The organism is Amycolatopsis stemonae (assembly GCF_054781455.1).
Genome location: NZ_BAAGUJ010000011.1, coordinates 119,702 through 135,673, shown reverse-complemented (window position 1 = coordinate 135,673; position 15,972 = coordinate 119,702). Strand labels below are relative to the sequence as shown.

Here is a 15,972-nt window from a genome sequence, read left to right as displayed (position 1 = left end):
TGCCGTGTTGACACGCGCGCCGAGCGGGTGCCAGTATCAGGATTAATCCGATTGGAAACGTTTCCAGCACCGGCTTCCGAGGTTGGAAACGTTTCCAAGACTGCACACCGAGGACGACGATGACGTCAACACGCGCCACGCTGCTCCAGGTCGCCGAGCGCGCCGGGGTTTCGCTGGCCTCGACCTCCCGCGCGCTGCACGGCACCGGGGCGAGCCCGGCGATGGTCGAGCGGGTCCGCGCCGCGGCCGCCGAGCTCGGCTACAGCGCGGACGCCATCGGCCGGTCGCTGCGGCTGAAGAAGACCTTCCAGGTCGCTTTCGCGGTCGCCGACATCGGCAACCCGGTCTACGTCGAGATGATGCGGGCCATCCACGAAGTCCTCGCGCCGCACGGCTACCGCGTCGTCGTGATGAGCACCGGCGACACCGCGACGTCGACGACCGAGCTGGTCCGGAGCCTCAACAGCGGTTTCGTCGACGGCATGATCGTCAGCCCGCTGCGCACCGACGACCGGCTGATCGAAGAGATCCAGCAGGCCCCGGTCCCGGTCGTGGTGATCGGCCGGGCGCTGGACGACCGGGGGATCAGCTCCGTCTCGACGGACTCGGCCGGCGGCATCGGCGAAGCCGTCCGCCACCTGCACGCGATCGGCCGCCGCCGGGTCGGCTTCCTCAACGGCCCGCTCGACACGACGCCCGGCGCGTCCCGCCAGCGCGGGTTCGACGCCGCCACCCGGGAGACCGCCTTCGACCGGGTCGACCAGGAGGTCGCCGGCGACTTCACCGTCACCGCCGGGCTCGAAGCCGCCCGGGCGCTGCTCGCCCGCGGGCCGGTCGACGCCCTGGTCGCGGCGAACGACCTCCTGGCCATCGGCGCGATCCGCGCGGTCCGCGAAGCCGGCCTCTCGGTGCCCGAAGACGTCGCGATCACGGGCATGGACGACACCGAGCTCGGCCGCGTCTTCCAGCCCAGCCTGACCAGCGTGTCGCTCGGCTCGACCGAACGCGGGCGCGCCGCCGCCCGGATCATGCTGCAGCTCGCCGACGAGCCGGACCACGAAGCACAGCAGGTGACCGTCGGGCCGGAGCTGATGGTCCGCGAGTCGACCGGCGGTGTGGCGTGACCGCGACCCTGACGCGGCCCGCACCCGCGGCGCCGAACCGGAAGCCCGCCCTCGCCCGCACGCGGCGGCGCGAGGCGATCGCGCTCGTGCTGCCGTCGCTGATCCCGATCCTCGTGCTCAGCGTCGCGCCGCTGGCCGTCGGGATCTTCCTCGCCTTCACCGACGCGCGCCTGGTCCGGCACCCGGACTACGCCTTCGCCGGCGTCGACAACTTCACGAAGCTCGTCGGCAACGACCTGTTCTGGGACTCGCTGCGGATCGGCCTGATCTGGACCGTCGGCGTCACGCTGCTGCAGCTCGCCGCCGCGATGGGACTCGCGCTGCTGCTCAACTCCGGCCTGCGGCTGCAGGGCCTGACGCGGGTGCTCGCGCTCGTGCCGTGGGCGATGCCGCCGGTCGTCGTGGCGATCATGTGGCAGATGATCTACTCGGCCAACGGCGGCCCGCTCAACGCCTTCCTCGGCAGCGTCGGCCTCCCGGACGACACCAACTGGCTCGGCGACTTCTCGGTCGCGCTGCCCGCGGTGATCGTCGTCGGCGTCTGGGTCGGCATGCCGCAGACGACGGTGACGTTGCTGGCCGGCCTGCAGCAGATCCCGGCCGAGCTGCACGAAGCCGCGGCGGTCGACGGTGCCGGCGCGTGGCGGCGGTTCACCGCGGTGACGTGGCCGAGCCTGCGCCCGATCGTCACGTCGATCACGTCGCTGAACTTCATCTGGAACTTCAACTCGTTCTCGCTGGTCTACGTCCTCACCGCGGGCGGGCCGGGCGGCAAGACGATGGTCCCGGTGCTGTTCGTCTACCTCGAAGCCTTCAAGAACCGCGAGATCGGCTACGCCGCCGCGATGGGCCTGGTGCTCGTCGTCGTGGTCGTGCTCATCCTCGCGGTCTACCTGCGGTCGCAGTTCCGCGACGACCGCACCGCCGGGAAGGGGCGTTGATGCGGGTTCTCGTGCGCCCGGCCCAGTACGGGGCCCTCGCGCTCTACATCCTGTTCCTCGGTTTCCCCTTGCTGTGGCTGATTTCCGCGTCGGTCAAGTCATCGGGGGAATTGAATTCGCTGACGGTGAGCCTGCTGCCCGGCGAATGGCACTGGGACAACTACGCCGAAGCGCTGAACAAGCAGGGCCTGGTCCGGTCCGCGGCCAACAGCCTGATCGTCGCGCTCGCTTCGACCGCCCTGTCGGTCGTGATCGCCGTGCCCGCCGCCTACGTGCTCGCGCGGCTCAAGGGCAAGGTGCGCGCGGCCGGCGTCGGCTGGATCCTGGTCAGCCAGGTGTTCCCGGTCGTGCTGATCATCCTGCCGCTGTTCCTCATCCTGCGGACGCTCGGCCTGGCCGACAGCCTCGTCGGCCTGACGCTCGTGCACACGACGTACATGCTGCCGTTCGCGCTCTGGATGCTGCAGGGCTACGTCGCCGCGATCCCGGTGGAACTCGAAGAAGCGGGCGCGATGGACGGCGCGAGCCGGCTCACCGTGCTGCGCACGATCGTCTTCCCGCTGCTCGCTCCCGGCGTCGTCGCGACGGCGATGTTCAGCTTCGTCTCGTCGTGGAACGAGTTCTTCTTCGCCCTGGTCCTCCTGCAGTCGCCGGAGAACTACACCCTGCCCATCACGCTCACCATGTTCGTCGGCGGGGAGGGCAAGGTCGCCCTCGGCCCGCTCGCCGCGGGCGCCGTGCTCGCCGCCATCCCCAGCATCGTCTTCTTCGGCATCCTGCGGAGAAAGCTCACCAGCGGCCTGATGGCCGGGGCGGTGAAGGGATGAACCCCACCCGGTATCACTCGAAAGGTCGGTCGATGAAGACACGACGCATGCTCGCCGCCACCGCCTTGACGGCCGCCGGCCTGCTGCTCGCCGCGTGCGGGAGCGGCAGCGGCGGCGACGGCGGGGGCGGGCCCGTCACCCTCACCTTCCAGTCCCTGTCCGACCAGCCCGCCGCCATCGCCGCCACGCAGCAGATCGTCGGCGACTGGAACAAGGCCCACCCGGACGTCCAGGTCAAGATCGTCCAGGCGGGCTGGGACGGCGTCTACGACAAGCTGATCACCCAGTTCAACGCCGGCAGCGCGCCGGACATCGTGCACTACGAGGCGGCGGGAATCGCGCCCTTCGCCACCGACGGCTACCTCGCGGACCTGACGCAGTACCTGCCGGAGGCCAAGCGCGCGGACATCCCGAAGGGCGTCCTGGACTCCGTGACGGTCGACGGGAAGGTGATCGCCGTCCCGACCGAGCTGCAGTCCTATGTGGTCTTCGCGAACAAGACCCAGCTGCAGCAGGCGGGCGTCACGATCCCGGCGGGCGCCTCGATGACGTGGGACCAGCTGCGTGACCTCGCGAAGGCGACCACCAAGGACGGCAGGTTCGGCCTCGGCTGGGGCCTGTCGAGCCCGACGGCGGCGTTCGTCGCCCTGGCACCCGGCTTCGGCGGCAAGTACTTCGACGGCACCGGCAAGGACGCGAAGCTCACCGTCGGCCAGGGCGAGCAGGCACTGCCGCAGCTCGTCGACGCGATGGCGCACCAGGACCACTCGATCCTGCCCGTGACACTGACGCAGTCGGGCACCAAGGCGCTCGCGCCGTTCTACGCCGGCCAGATCGCGATGACCGTCCAGGGGTCGTACCAGGCGGCCAACATCGCGAAGGACGCGCCGAAGGGCTTTGACTGGGTGGTGCTGCCGCCGCTGGCCGGCTCGGCCGGGCCCGCGCAGGCGGCCAACCCGCAGACGTTGTCGGTGAACAAGGACTCCCGGCACGTCAAGGAGGCCGCCGAGTTCGTCGACTTCTTCACCAGCACCGAAAACCTCGTCGCGATGAACGAGGCCGACGCGCTGATCCCGCCGACGACGTCCGCGCGCAAGGCGCTGGCCGCCAAGCTCGCCGGGAAGAACGGCTGGGACGCGATCCTGGCTTCGGGGGACCACCTGACCTCGGCGCCCTACCTGTTCGCCGGCAAGTACGCGCAGTGGAAGGACACCGTCGCGACCCCGGCGTACCAGCAGTTCCTCGGGCAGAAGATCGACGCGGCCGGCCTCGCGAAGCAGCTCGAGGACGGCTGGCGGAGCGTCAGCAAATGACAGGAGCGGATTCTTGACCTGGCTGGAAGACCGGGCCGTCGCGGTGATCACCGGCGCGGCCGTCGGGGACGCCCTCGGCGGCGCCACCGAAGGGTGGACACCCGAACAGATCGAAGAACGGCACGGCGGCCGGGTCACCGGCGTCGTCGGGCCGTGGTACCCGGACTGGCGGACCGCGCGCCCGATCGCGCCGTACCACAAGGGCGACGGGCACGTCACCGACGACACCCTCATGACGCGGGCGCTCGTCGAGGTGTACGCGAAGCGCCGCGCGCACCTCGACGCGTACGCGATGGCCGAGGACCTGGTGCCGCTGATGATCGGCGAGCCGCGCTGGGTGCCGGAGCTGGAGTCGACGGCGTTGCTGCTGCAGCGGGTCTTCCTGGCCGAGAAGTGGATCGTCGCGAGACTCCACTATGGACACGTCGACCCGCGGGAAGCGGGCGTGGGCAACGTGGTCAACTGCGGTGCGGCGATGTACGTCGCCCCGGTCGGGGTGGTCAACGCGGGTGACCCGCGCGCCGCGTATGCCGAAGCGATCGACCTCACCGGTGCGCACCAGTCGAGCTACGGCCGCGAGGCGGCGGGCGTGCTGGCCGCGATGGTGGCGGCTTCGGTGGCGCCGGGTGCGACGCTCGACGACGTGGTGGCGGCGGCGTTGGACGTCGCCCACGACGGGACCGCGGCGGCCCTGCGCGCGGTCGTGGAGACGTTCGGCGGCCGGTCCGTTCCCCCGGCCACCGACGGGGAAGAACGCGCGCTGGCGGCGCTCGTCCGCGAGACCGTCGCGCCGTTCGACTCGGTGGGGCCGCACTACCGGGAGATGTCCCTCGACGCGCGGCGTCCCTCGCGGACGAAGGCGATCGAAGAGCTGCCCGCGGCGCTGGCGTTCGTGCTGGCGCACCGGGGCGACTTCCGGGGCGCGGTGCTGGCGGCCGTCAACTACGGCCGGGACGCCGACTCGATCGCCGTCATGGCGGGCGCGCTGTGCGCCGGCCTCGGCGGGACGGCCGCGGTGCCCGCCGAGTGGGTCGACGAGATCGGCGACGCCAGCCGGATGGACCTGCGGGAGACCGGGCACCTGCTGGCCTCGGCGGCCGCGGACATCCTGAAGGCCGACCGCGAGCGGGCACTCGCCCGGGTCGCCTTTCTCGAGGAGACGGCGTGAGGCTGACCTGGGCCCAGCCCGAGGACCTGCTCCCGCACGAGCTGGTGCAGTCCCTCGCGGAGGGGCGCGACGTCGCTTCGGTGCGGGCGCGGTGGGTCGCGGCGGGTGGTTCGCCCACGCCGGCCGTGAGCGGCGCGGGTCCCGCGTTGCCCGCGTTGCGGCCGTTGGCCCGGGAACTGCTGGACGAGCTGGACGCGCCGGGTGCCGAACCTTCGTGGGACTCGCTGGACCTGCCGCCGGCGCCTTCGCTGCCGCGCGGCTCGCGGGGGCGTGAACTCGCCGCGTGGACCGGTCGGGCTGCCGGGTGCCTGCTGGGCAAGCCCGTGGAGAAGATCCCGCGCGAAGGCATCGAAGAAATCCTGCGGGCGACCGGCCGCTGGCCGTTGAGCGGGTGGTTCACCGCGGTGGGACTGCCTGCCGACGTCGCGGCTCGGTGGCCGTGGAACCGCCGTTCGGCGCCGACGTCGCTCGAGGAGAACATCGACGGGATGCCCGAGGACGACGACCTCAACTACCCGATGCTGGCGCTGTCGCTCCTGGAGACGCACGGCCGTTCGTTCACGACGGACGACGTCGCGCAGCTGTGGCTGGACAACCTCCCGGCCGGGCGGGTGTTCACGGCGGAGCGGGCGGCGTACCGGAACCTCCTGGACGCGCGCCCGGACACCGCGACGTACCGGAACCCGTTCCGGGAGTGGATCGGGGCGCTGATCCGCGCTGATGTGTTCGGCTGGGTCTCCCCGGGCGACGTCCGCGCGGCGGCCCGGCTGGCGTGGACGGACGCCCGCCTGAGCCACACGCGCAACGGCGTGTACGGCGCGATGTGGGCGGCGGCCCTCGCCTCGGCGGCCATGGTGTGCGACACGGTGGCGGAGGTCCTCGACGCGGCGGCCACGGTGATCCCGCCGGGCAGCGCACTGGCGTCGGCGGTCTCACTCGGCCGTTCGGCGGCGTCGGCGGGCGACGTCCGAAGTGGACTCGACCGCTTGCACGCGGCCTACGGCGATTTGCACTGGGTGCACGTGCTGAACAACGCGGCGGTGATCGCCTACGCGCTCGCGGCCGGAGGCGGCGAGTTCGGGCGGAGCGTGTCGATCGCGGTGACGGCGGGCTGGGACACCGACTCGGCCGCCGCGACGGTGGGCGGAGTGGTGGGCGCCCTGCACGGGGTGGACGAGTACTGGAGCAAGCCCCTCGACGGCCGCATCGCGACGTCGTTGCCGGGCGGCGAGTGCCGGATCGCGGACCTCGCGGCACGGACGGCGGCGTTGGCGGAGGCGGGCCGATGAGCGGACAACGTGCGGCGATCGGCTGCGCCTGCCGGGTCGGCGGTCGGGCGGCTACGGGCTTGGTCGGGGTGGGCGGCCGGTGCGCGGCGATCGGCTGCGCCTGCCGGGTGGTTCGCCGGAGTGCGCTCAGCCGGGCGAGCCTTGCCCGTCGGATGGGGGTGTTCTCGTGAAGGGGCGGGTGGTCGTCGTCGGCTCGGCCAATGTCGATCTCGCCGTCGACGTGGCCCGGCCGCCCAAGGCCGGGGAAACCGTGCTCGGCGGGCGTCTTCGCCGCAGTCCCGGGGGCAAGGGGGCGAACCAGGCCGTCGCCGCCGCCGTGGCCGGGGGTGCCGATACCAGCTTCCTCGGCGCGCTCGGTGAGGACGAAGCCGCCGACCTCGTCCTCGTCTCCCTCGGGGGTGCCGGCGTCCGGACCGATCTCGTCGAACGGGCCGACGCGCCCACCGGGACCGCCTTCGTCACCGTGTCACCGGACGGGGAGAACGCCATCGTCGTCGCGCCCGGGGCGAACGACCACGTCCGGATCGGGCCCGCCCAGGCCGAGCGGATCGCCCGAGCCGACGTGGTGCTCGCGCAGCTGGAGATCCCCCTCGACGTGGTCGCCGCGGCCGCCGCGGCCCGGCGGGGCGCGCGGATGGTCCTCAACGCCGCGCCGTCGCGGGAACTGCCCGACTCGCTTTGGGAAGTGGTCGACCTGCTCGTCGTCAACGAGCACGAGGCCGCCGACCTCGCCGGTGAGCCCGAGAAGCTGCTGAAGCGGGTACCAGCTCTGGTGGTCACCCTGGGCGGCGAAGGCTGTGTCGTCCTGCAGCGGGACCGCGAACCCGTGCGCATCCCCGGCATCCCCGTCGACGTCGTCGACACCACCGGCGCCGGGGACACCTTCTGCGGCGTGCTCGCGGCCGCGCTCGCCCAGGGCGACGACCTTCCCGTTGCCGCAAGAAGGGCGTCGGCCGCCGGGGCGCTCGCCGTCACCCGGCCCGGTGCCCAGGCCGCCGTTCCCACCGAAGCCGAGGTCGCAGGGATGACGTCATGACCCACCAGTTCGACCCGCTCGTCCCGCGGCCGATCGACCGGCCCACCGAGGTGCGCGGGCCACTGTCCGAATTGGACGACGCGAAGATCTTCGCCGCGCCCGCGGACCCCGCCGACCGCCCCGCGTGGCGCGCCGAGCTCCGTGCGTGGCGTGAGGACGCCCGAAAGCGCCACGGCTACACTGGCGCCGCCTATGAACGTCCACAAGCGACTTGGGCGGCGTCCTGCTTCGCCGTCGCGCAGGTGTGGCTCTGGGACGAACTGCTGTACTCCTTCGAGGACCGCCGGTTCACGCCCGAGCGGTTCCTCGCCGACGCACGCGACCGCTTCGGCGGCCTCGACGCCGTCGTGCTCTGGCACGCCTACCCGGTGATCGGTCTCGACGACCGCAACCAGTGGGACTTCTACCGCGACGTCCCCGGCCTCGGCGAACTGATCGAGACCCTGCACGGCCGCGGGTTGCACGTCTTCGTCGACTACAACCCCTGGGACGTCGGTACTCGCCGCGGCGAGGACGACTTGACCGAGCTGGCCGCCCTCGTGCAGGACCTGCAGGCCGACGGTGTCTTCCTCGACACCCTCAAGAAGGCCGAACCGGACTTCGTCGAGCGGCTGGAAGCCGCGCGACCCGGCATCGTCCTCGAGGGCGAGTCGAAGCTGCCGGTCGAGCGGATCGAGGACCACGCGGCGTCGTGGGCGCAGTTCTTCGCCGACTCGCCGGTGCCCGGCGTCCTGCGCGCCCACTGGTACGAGCGGCGCCACATGCAGCACCACGTCCGGCGCTGGCACCGCGACCACAGCGAAGAGCTGCAGTCGGCCTGGCTCAACGGCGTCGGCGTCATGGTGTGGGAGGTCGTCTTCGGCGTGTGGGTCGGCTGGTCGCCGCGCGACGCCGCCACCGTCCGCCGCATGGTCACGGTCCAACGCGCGGCGGCGGACCTGCTCCTCGACGGCGAATGGACGCCCCTGGCCGAACTCCCGCCCGAGGCGGAGGCCGCGGGGGTCTACGCGTCGAAATGGCAGCGAGCCGATCGGACACTGTGGACGTTCGTCAACCGCGCTAGCACCGACTACCAGGGCCCGCTGCCCGGCACCGACCTCTTCGGCGGGGTCCCGGCCCGGGGCATCGGTGCCGCCGTGGCGGGGTGGCTGCCGGACCTCCCGCCGCTGCCGCACGACCCGGACGCCTCGTTCCCGCACCGGATCGCGACCCGCAAGAGTCCACCGAAGACCACCGGTACCCCCGACGCGGACGCCGTCGTCGTCCCGGCCGGACCGTACGTGCTGACCGTGCGCTACCGCGCCCGAGAAACCGGCATGTACCAGGGAGCGCCCTACGTGGACGAATGGAAACCCCTCCCGCCGCGGCTGCACGACGCCCGCACGCTGCAGCGTGAAGGTGAACTGACCACGGCCGTGGCGGTAGCGGCGACCGAAGTGACCAACGCCCAGTACGCCGAGTTCCTCGCCGCCACCGGCCAGGAGCCGAGACGTCCGGGCCCTCCCGACGCTCCCGTCACCCACGTCGACCTCGACGACGCCCGCGCGTACTGCGCCTGGCGCGGCGGCCGCCTGCCGACCGAGGACGAGTGGCAGCTGGCGGGGGAGCGGCTGCGGCGCGGGATTCCGGCGGTCTGGAACTGGACCGAAAGCGAACATTCCGACGGCCGCACGCGGTTCGTGATGCTCAAGGGCGGCAGCGACTACCACGCCGAAGGCTCCGAATGGTACGTCGAAGGCGGCGTGCAGAAACCGGATTACACCCTGAAGCTGCTCCTGCCCGGCCTGGGCCTGGCGCGGAGCGCGACCGTCGGCTTCCGGTGCGCCTGGGAGGTGACCGCGTGACGGTCTCCCGTGATCCCTCGGACGGCGCGCTGGCCGGGCTGCGCGTCGTCGACGCGTCCACGCTCTTCGCCGGCCCGATGGCCGCGATGCACCTGGGCGACATGGGTGCCGACGTCGTCAAGATCGAGCACCCGCGCAAGCCCGACCCGTCACGCACGCACGGCGCCGCGAAGGACGGCGTCAACCTGTGGTGGAAGACGTTGGGCCGGAACAAGCGCACCATCACCGCCGACCTCGGCAGCGAAGGCGGACGTGAGGTCTTCCTCGCCCTGGTCACCACGGCCGACGTCGTGATCGAGAACTTCCGGCCGGGCACCCTCGAACGCTGGGGCCTCGGCTACGACGAGCTCGCGAGCTGGAACCCGGAGCTCGTGCTCGCCCGTGTCACCGGGTTCGGGCAGGTCGGTCCCTACCGGTCCCGGCCCGGCTTCGGGACGCTCGCCGAAGCGATGAGCGGGTTCGCGGCGGCCACCGGGGAGCCGGACGGGCCGCCGACGCTGCCGCCGTTCGGGCTCGCCGACGGCGTCGCGTCCCTGGCCACGGCGTACGCGATCATGGTCGCGCTCGCGGCGCGCGCGACCACCGGGCGCGGGCAGGTCGTCGACACCGCGATCATCGAGCCGATGCTGGCCATGCTCGGCCCGCAGATCACGCGCTGGGACCAGCTGCGCACCGTCCAGCCGCGCACCGGCAACCGCTCCACCAACAACGCGCCGCGCAACACCTACCGCACCGCCGACGGCCAGTGGGTCGCCGTGTCCACTTCGGCCCAGTCGGTCGCCGAACGCGTCGTCCACCTCGTCGGCCGGCCGGACCTCGTGGACGAGCCGTGGTTCGCCGGCGGGGCCGGCCGCGCGCGCCACGCCGACGAACTCGACGAAGCCGTCGGGAAGTGGATCGGGCAGCGCACGCGCGACGAGGTCGTCGCGGCGTTCGAGGCGGCGCAGGCGGCGGTCGCGCCGGTCTACGACGGCGCCGACATCGTCGCCGACCCGCAGTTCCGCGCGCTCGGCACGGTCCACGAAATCGAGGACGCCGACCTCGGCCCGATGCTCATGCAGGGCCCGCTGTTCCGCCTCTCCGGCCACGACGGCGTCATCGGCTTCACCGGCCGTCCGCACGGCGCGGACACCGACGCCGTGCTGGCGGAGCTGGGGTTCGCGCCCGAGCGAGTGGCCGAACTGCGCGAGCGGGGTGCGGTGTGACCCCGCCGCTGACGTTCCTCTACACGCCCGCCGACCGCCCCGACCGGGTCCGCAAGGCTCTGGCCTCGGCGGCCGACGTCGTGCTCGTCGACCTCGAGGACGCTGTCGCGCCGGCGCGCAAGGCCGAAGCCCGGGACCACCTCGGGCGGCTGCTCGCGTCGGTCACCCGGCCGGTGCAGGTGCGGGTCAACCACCCGAGCACGCCGTGGCACGACGCCGACCTCGCCGCGGTCGCGAGCCTGCCACCCGAGGTGGGCGCGCGGTTGCCGAAGGTCGAGACGCCGGAAGAGATCCTCGCCGTCGCCGCCGTGCTGCCGGGCCGGGCCCTGCACCCGCTGATCGAGTCCGCGCTGGGGGTCGAACGGGCGCTGGCGGTCGCGGCGACGTCGCCGGCGATCGCGTCGATCGGGCTCGGCGAGGCGGACCTGCGCTCGGACCTCGACCTCGCCGACGACGCCGGGCTGACGTGGGCCCGCAGCCGGGTGGTCGTCGCTGCGCGGCCGGCCCGGCTCGCGCCGCCCGCGATGTCCGCGTACGCGAACGTCCGCGACCTCGACGGGCTGGCGGCCTCCTGCCGGGCGGGCCGCGCGCTCGGCTTCCGCGGCCGGACCGCGATCCACCCGAGCCAGCTCGGGACGATCCGGGCCGCGTTCCTGCCGACGCCACAGGAGGTCTCGCGGGCCCGCGAGGTGATCGCGCGGGTCGCGGACGCGACCTCGGCGGGCGTCGGCGCGATCGCGTTGCCGGACGGGACGTTCCTCGACGTCGCCATGGTGGAACAGGCGCGGACGGTGCTCGCGCTGGCCGACTAGTACGCGGCTTGTACGGATTTTGGACCCGCGTGTGGCGCACTGGCGCCCATGCGAATTCCGAAAGCGCTCCTCCTCGTGCTGGCCGTGGTGGCCGGCGCACTGGCCCTGCCCGGCACGGCCAGTGCCGCCTACAGCGATCCGCTGACGACGACGGCCAAGCAGAACCTGGTGTGGCACGCGACGCCGGCCACCGCGTTGACCGCGCTCGACACCGCGCTGCCCAACGTCAGCCTCAACACCGTCGTCAACGACCCCAGCTACGCGATGACCGGCTGCACCACCGCCGAGAAGGCCGCGCTGCCCAAGGCGCCGACGGCGACGAAGTCGCTGTGCTGGGACGCCGACCGCGCGGGCAGCACCACCTGGGTCCCGCAGGGCATCACGACGTCCGGCGACGCCGACGACGACGGCATGTGGGGCGCGGACAAGATCATCCTGTCCGGCTGGCACGGCACCGACGCGCTCGGCCGCTACGACGACGCCCGGATCCAGGCGGTCAACTACGACGACCCCGCCGCGGCCGCGCACCGGATGGTGTACCTGGCCGTGCCGAACAGCACCGGCAGCAGCTTCTCCGCCGCGCAGGCGCACATGGGCGGGATGGCCTGGTACGGCGACAAGATCTACGTCACCGCGGTGGGCAACACCTCGACCGCGATCCGGGTGTTCAGCACCAAGCACATCCTGCAGATGACCGACACGACGGCCAACGCGATCGGCAGGACCTCGGGCGGGTATGCGGCGTACACCTACAAGTACGCGATGATGCAGATCGGCTACTACACCTACGCGGGCGGCACCTGCAGCATGGCCTCCGACACGGGCGTGCCGTGCTTCTCGTCGCTCTCGCTGGACCGCAGCACCACCCCGGCGTCGATCGTCACGACGGAGTACTTCTCCGACCAGAGCCTGCACGGCCGCCTCTACCGCTTCCCGATGGGCACGGACTACCTGCTGACCGGCACCGCGACGGAGGCGTTCCGCAGCTCCGTCGGCAACATGCAGGGCGTGCTGTCCCACAACGGCAAGTGGTACGTCGCGCACAGCTCGGCGACGCTCAACGGCCAGCTCTGGGCCCAGACGACGACGGCCGGCACGTCGGCCACCTGCGGCTCCACGACGGCCTGCTGGGCCGTCCACCCGGAGGCGCTGACGTACGACTGGTCGACGGGGCTGGTGTGGTCGCAGTCGGAGTGGTCGACCGCGGACTGCGCGGCGCAGAACCAGGTCTGCGGGCGGGCGGTGTTCGCGGTGCCGCTGAGCTCGCTGGGCTAGCCGCCGAGCAGGGACGTTCCGAGCGCCGTGGTCACGTAGAGGACCCGGCGCCCGGAACGTTCCCGGCTCACCAGGCCGTTTTCGCGCAGGACGGCCAGGTGCTGCGACACCGCGCCCGGCGTCACGCCGAGCGCGCGGGCCAGCTCGGTCGTGGTGGCGGGGGAGCGGAGGGTCTCGAGGAGCCCGGCCCGGGCCCGGCCGAGCAGCCGGACGGTGCCGGCCGCGGGCGGCCGCGTGCCCGCCGTCCAGAGGGCGCCGCGGCCGCGGGCCGGGTAGCGGACCGTCGTCTGGGTGGACGTGTTCCGCTTGATCAGCACGTGCGGTGAGCCGAGCACGACGGGGATGAGGACCAGCCCGCCCGGACCCCGGTGCACGGGCGGGCGGTCGCCGGTGTGCCAGAGCCGGCCGTCCCGCCAGCGCAGGTCGGGGTGCAGCCCGGCGAACAGCCGTTCGGCGCCGCCCGCGGCGAGCGTCCGGGCGCGGTGGGCGACGTCGGCGTCGAGGACGGCGCGGATCCGCGGCCAGTGCGGGGCGACCAGCCGGTCGTGGGCGCGGCGCAGTTCGGTGGCGATCGCCGTCAGCCCGGCCGCCGGCCGCGCGGCGAGCTCCGCGACCGTTCCGCTCAGGGCGTCGCCGAACACCCGGCCGAGACTGGCCCGGACCTGACGCGCGGTCGTGCCCCGGAGCGCGGCCAGGTCGTCCTCGATGGACGGACCGGAGTCCTTCGGTGCGGGGACGAGGAACTGCGGCCAGCCGGGCCGGTCGTGCACGAGCAGCGGCCAGGTCCACGGGAGGTCGAGCGGCTCGCGGGCCAGTTCGTCCTGGGCCCAGCGCAGCCACGGCAGCGTGGCGGCCTGCCGTTCGATGCCGCCCAGCTGCCGGAGGCACGCGACGGTCTCCGAGAGCGGGGAGATCGCGATCCGGGTCGTCGCCAGCTCGTCGGCGCCCAGTTCGATCGTCAGGGCCATGCCGCCGAGTATGGAGCACCGGGCTAAATGCTGTCCGCCTCGGCGCGGTGGCCGAAGGATCGGAGCATGATCTCGGGGGATTTCCGGCGGCTCTGGTGGGCGACCGGCATCGACAACGTCGGCACCGGCGCGTTCACGGCGGCGGTGCCGCTGCTCGCCGTCACGATCACCCGGGACCCGCGGCTCGTGTCGCTCGTTTCGACGGCGGCGTACCTGCCGTGGCTGCTGCTGAGCCTCCCGGCCGGGGCACTGGCCGACCGGCACGACCGCGCGGGCCTGATGTGGCGGGCACAGGCGTTCCAGGCGGTGCTGGTCGCGACGACCGCGCTGCTGGTGGCGTGCGGCCGCGCGGGTATCCCGCTCCTCGTCGTCACGGCGTTCGGGCTGGGCGCCGGGGACGTCGTGTTCGGCACCGCGGCGCAGGCGATCCTGCCGGACCTGGTCGCGAAGCCGTTGCTGGCGCGGGCCAACGGCCGCCAGCAGGCGATCACGACGATCGGCGTCCAGTTCGCCGGGCCACCGCTGGGCAGCCTGCTGTTCGGCGTGGCGGCGGCGCTGCCGTTCGGGCTCGACGCCGTCTCGTTCGCCCTGTCCTCGGTGCTCGTCGCGAAGCTGCCCCGGCGAGAGCCCGGTGTGCGGGCCCGCTCCGCCGTGCGCGAAGGGCTGGCGTGGCTGCTGCGGCACCGGCTGCTGCGGACGCTCGCGGTCCTGCTGGGCGTCAACACCTTCTGCGGCCAGCTCGCCAACGCGACGCTCGTCCTGCTCGCCACCCAGGTCGTCCGCCTGGACGCGCGCGGCTACGGCCTGCTGCTCGCCGGGGCGGCGCTGGGCAGCGTGCTCGGCGGCCTGGTGAACGCGCGCGTCGTGGCCGCGACCGGCGACCGGGCCGCGCTCGTGACGGCGCTGGCGGTCAACGTCGGCGCGTTCGCCGGCATCGGGCTGAGCCGGGACCCGGTGACGCTCGGCGCGTTCCTCGCCGTGAACGGGTTCGTGACGACGCTCTGGAACATCGTGACCGTCGGGCTCCGCCAGCGGCTCGTGCCGTCCGCACTGCTCGGCCGGGTCACGAGCGTGTACAAGCTGCTCGGCTGGGGGCTGATCCCGGCGGGCGCCCTGACCGGCGGGCTGGTCGCCCACGGGCTGGGGCTGCGGGCGCCGTACCTCGTGGCCGGTGCCGTACGCGGGGTCGCCCTCGTGGCGGCGCTGCCCGTGCTGGTCCGGGCCTGGCGGGACTAGCCGCCGGGGTGGCCGCAGGCGTACACCGACGCCGAGGCCAGCGCCACGCAGGCCGGGCAGGTGTTCACCGGCCGGTCGCGGCGGCCGTGGTACGGGTGCCGGGCACCGCAGAGGGCGGTGAGCACTTCGCCCGGCTTCGGGTCCGGGTGGCACCGCGGGCAGAAGGCGTGTGCCGCGCGTTCGACGTCGGTGCTCATGACCCGCGGGGTACCCGCGCCGCCGGGGTGTCAACCCGGTGGGCTCCGTAGGGTGGGGCGATGAACGTCAAGGCGGCCCGCGCGAGCGCGACGCGGGAGAGCATCCTCGTGACGGCGGAGCGGCTCTTCGCCGAGCACGGGGTGCAGGTGGTGTCCAACCGGCACATCAGCGAGGCCGCCGGGCAGGGCAACAACGCCGCCGTCAACTACCACTTCGGCACCAAGGCCGACCTGGTCCGCGCGATCGTCCGCAAGCACACCGAGCGGATGGAACGGCTGCGCGCCGAGCTCGTCGAGGGCGTCGAAGACGGCGCCGGCCTGCGGGACTGGGTGGCCTGCCTGGTCCGCCCGAGCACGACGTACCTGAGCGAGCTGGGTGCCCCGACGTGGTTCGCCCGGTTCAGCGCCCAGGTGATGACCGACCCGGCGCTGCGGGCGATCATCGCGGAGGAGTCCCTGTCGTCCCCGGCGCTGGCCAAAGCGGTCGAGGGGCTGAACCGCTGCCTCGACGGCCTCCCGCCGGACGTCCGCGCCGAACGCGGCGACATGGCCCGCCAGCTCATGATCCACATGACCGCGGAGCGGGAGCGCGCCCTGGCCGAGGGCACGCCGACCCCGAGGGCGAGCTGGGACGACGCGGGCACGGGCCTGATCGACGCGATCACGGGTCTCCTCCTGGCCCCGGTCACGCCGGTTCGTCCGCGCGGCTGAAGACCGCCGCCCCGGTTCGTCGTCGC

The 15,972-nt window shown here is 73.1% G+C and carries 15 protein-coding genes; 13 read left to right on the top strand and 2 right to left on the bottom strand.

The genetic code is table 11. The features are described 5' to 3' along the window. Positions 1 to 119 precede the first annotated feature (119 nt). The 11 genes from ACYVLJ_RS33880 (at position 120) to ACYVLJ_RS33830 (ending at position 12,834) form a co-directional block, all read left to right on the top strand. Positions 120 to 1,124 (top strand): LacI family DNA-binding transcriptional regulator, encoded by a 1,005-nt coding sequence (locus tag ACYVLJ_RS33880; protein ID WP_460441724.1) that lies wholly within the window; start codon positions 120 to 122, stop codon positions 1,122 to 1,124. Next, entirely contained in the window at positions 1,121 to 2,065 is a 945-nt protein-coding gene (locus ACYVLJ_RS33875) for a carbohydrate ABC transporter permease (RefSeq protein ID WP_451985325.1), read from the top strand. The genes ACYVLJ_RS33880 and ACYVLJ_RS33875 overlap by 4 nt, the downstream gene beginning before the upstream one ends. Then, positions 2,065 to 2,892 (top strand): carbohydrate ABC transporter permease, encoded by an 828-nt coding sequence (locus ACYVLJ_RS33870; RefSeq protein ID WP_460441723.1) that lies wholly within the window; start codon positions 2,065 to 2,067, stop codon positions 2,890 to 2,892. Before ACYVLJ_RS33875 ends, ACYVLJ_RS33870 begins: the two co-directional genes overlap by 1 nt. A 32-nt stretch (positions 2,893 to 2,924) precedes the next feature. Further along, positions 2,925 to 4,205 (top strand): ABC transporter substrate-binding protein, encoded by a 1,281-nt coding sequence (locus ACYVLJ_RS33865; RefSeq protein ID WP_460441722.1) that lies wholly within the window; start codon positions 2,925 to 2,927, stop codon positions 4,203 to 4,205. Positions 4,206 to 4,218: 13 nt separating this feature from the next. Then, positions 4,219 to 5,373 carry an ADP-ribosylglycohydrolase family protein gene (locus ACYVLJ_RS33860; protein WP_460441721.1) on the top strand — a complete coding sequence of 385 codons (1,155 nt, stop codon included), beginning with the start codon at positions 4,219 to 4,221 and terminating at the stop codon, positions 5,371 to 5,373. Then, positions 5,370 to 6,662: an ADP-ribosylglycohydrolase family protein gene (locus ACYVLJ_RS33855; protein ID WP_460441720.1), complete on the top strand. Its 1,293-nt coding sequence runs from the start codon at positions 5,370 to 5,372 to the stop codon at positions 6,660 to 6,662. The genes ACYVLJ_RS33860 and ACYVLJ_RS33855 overlap by 4 nt, the downstream gene beginning before the upstream one ends. Before the next feature lie 166 nt (positions 6,663 to 6,828). Continuing rightward, entirely contained in the window at positions 6,829 to 7,698 is an 870-nt protein-coding gene (locus ACYVLJ_RS33850; RefSeq protein ID WP_460441719.1) for a ribokinase, read from the top strand. Then, positions 7,695 to 9,542, top strand: coding sequence for a formylglycine-generating enzyme family protein (locus ACYVLJ_RS33845; RefSeq protein WP_460441718.1), 1,848 nt, complete (start codon positions 7,695 to 7,697; stop codon positions 9,540 to 9,542). The genes ACYVLJ_RS33850 and ACYVLJ_RS33845 overlap by 4 nt, the downstream gene beginning before the upstream one ends. Beyond that, the gene (locus tag ACYVLJ_RS33840; protein ID WP_460441717.1) at positions 9,539 to 10,747 is read left to right on the top strand and encodes a CaiB/BaiF CoA transferase family protein; all 1,209 of its coding nucleotides are present in this window, start codon (positions 9,539 to 9,541) and stop codon (positions 10,745 to 10,747) included. The genes ACYVLJ_RS33845 and ACYVLJ_RS33840 overlap by 4 nt, the downstream gene beginning before the upstream one ends. Beyond that, on the top strand, positions 10,744 to 11,559 hold the full coding sequence (locus ACYVLJ_RS33835) for an HpcH/HpaI aldolase/citrate lyase family protein (RefSeq protein WP_460441716.1): 816 nt from the start codon (positions 10,744 to 10,746) through the stop codon (positions 11,557 to 11,559). The genes ACYVLJ_RS33840 and ACYVLJ_RS33835 overlap by 4 nt, the downstream gene beginning before the upstream one ends. Positions 11,560 to 11,607: 48 nt before the next feature. Then, complete coding sequence (locus ACYVLJ_RS33830; protein ID WP_460441715.1) at positions 11,608 to 12,834, top strand: hypothetical protein; 1,227 nt, start codon at positions 11,608 to 11,610, stop codon at positions 12,832 to 12,834. On the opposite strand, the gene ACYVLJ_RS33825 is transcribed toward ACYVLJ_RS33830, so the two are convergent. Further along, positions 12,831 to 13,802, bottom strand: a complete 972-nt coding sequence (locus ACYVLJ_RS33825; protein WP_460441714.1) for an ArsR/SmtB family transcription factor — start codon at positions 13,800 to 13,802, stop codon at positions 12,831 to 12,833. The two genes, ACYVLJ_RS33830 and ACYVLJ_RS33825, sit on opposite strands and share 4 nt — an antisense overlap. Positions 13,803 to 13,868: 66 nt before the next feature. On the opposite strand from ACYVLJ_RS33825, the gene ACYVLJ_RS33820 reads away from it, so the two are divergent. After that, a complete protein-coding gene (locus ACYVLJ_RS33820) occupies positions 13,869 to 15,038 on the top strand; it encodes an MFS transporter (RefSeq protein ID WP_451985345.1) in 1,170 nt (389 codons plus the stop codon). Here the strand turns inward: ACYVLJ_RS33820 and ACYVLJ_RS33815 are convergent. Then, positions 15,035 to 15,235, bottom strand: coding sequence for a hypothetical protein (locus tag ACYVLJ_RS33815; protein ID WP_460441713.1), 201 nt, complete (start codon positions 15,233 to 15,235; stop codon positions 15,035 to 15,037). The two genes, ACYVLJ_RS33820 and ACYVLJ_RS33815, sit on opposite strands and share 4 nt — an antisense overlap. A gap of 60 nt (positions 15,236 to 15,295) precedes the next feature. Here ACYVLJ_RS33815 and ACYVLJ_RS33810 point away from each other — a divergent pair, with 60 nt between their 5' ends. Further along, positions 15,296 to 15,946: a TetR/AcrR family transcriptional regulator gene (locus ACYVLJ_RS33810; protein WP_460441712.1), complete on the top strand. Its 651-nt coding sequence runs from the start codon at positions 15,296 to 15,298 to the stop codon at positions 15,944 to 15,946. The last annotated feature ends 26 nt before the right edge of the window (positions 15,947 to 15,972 follow it).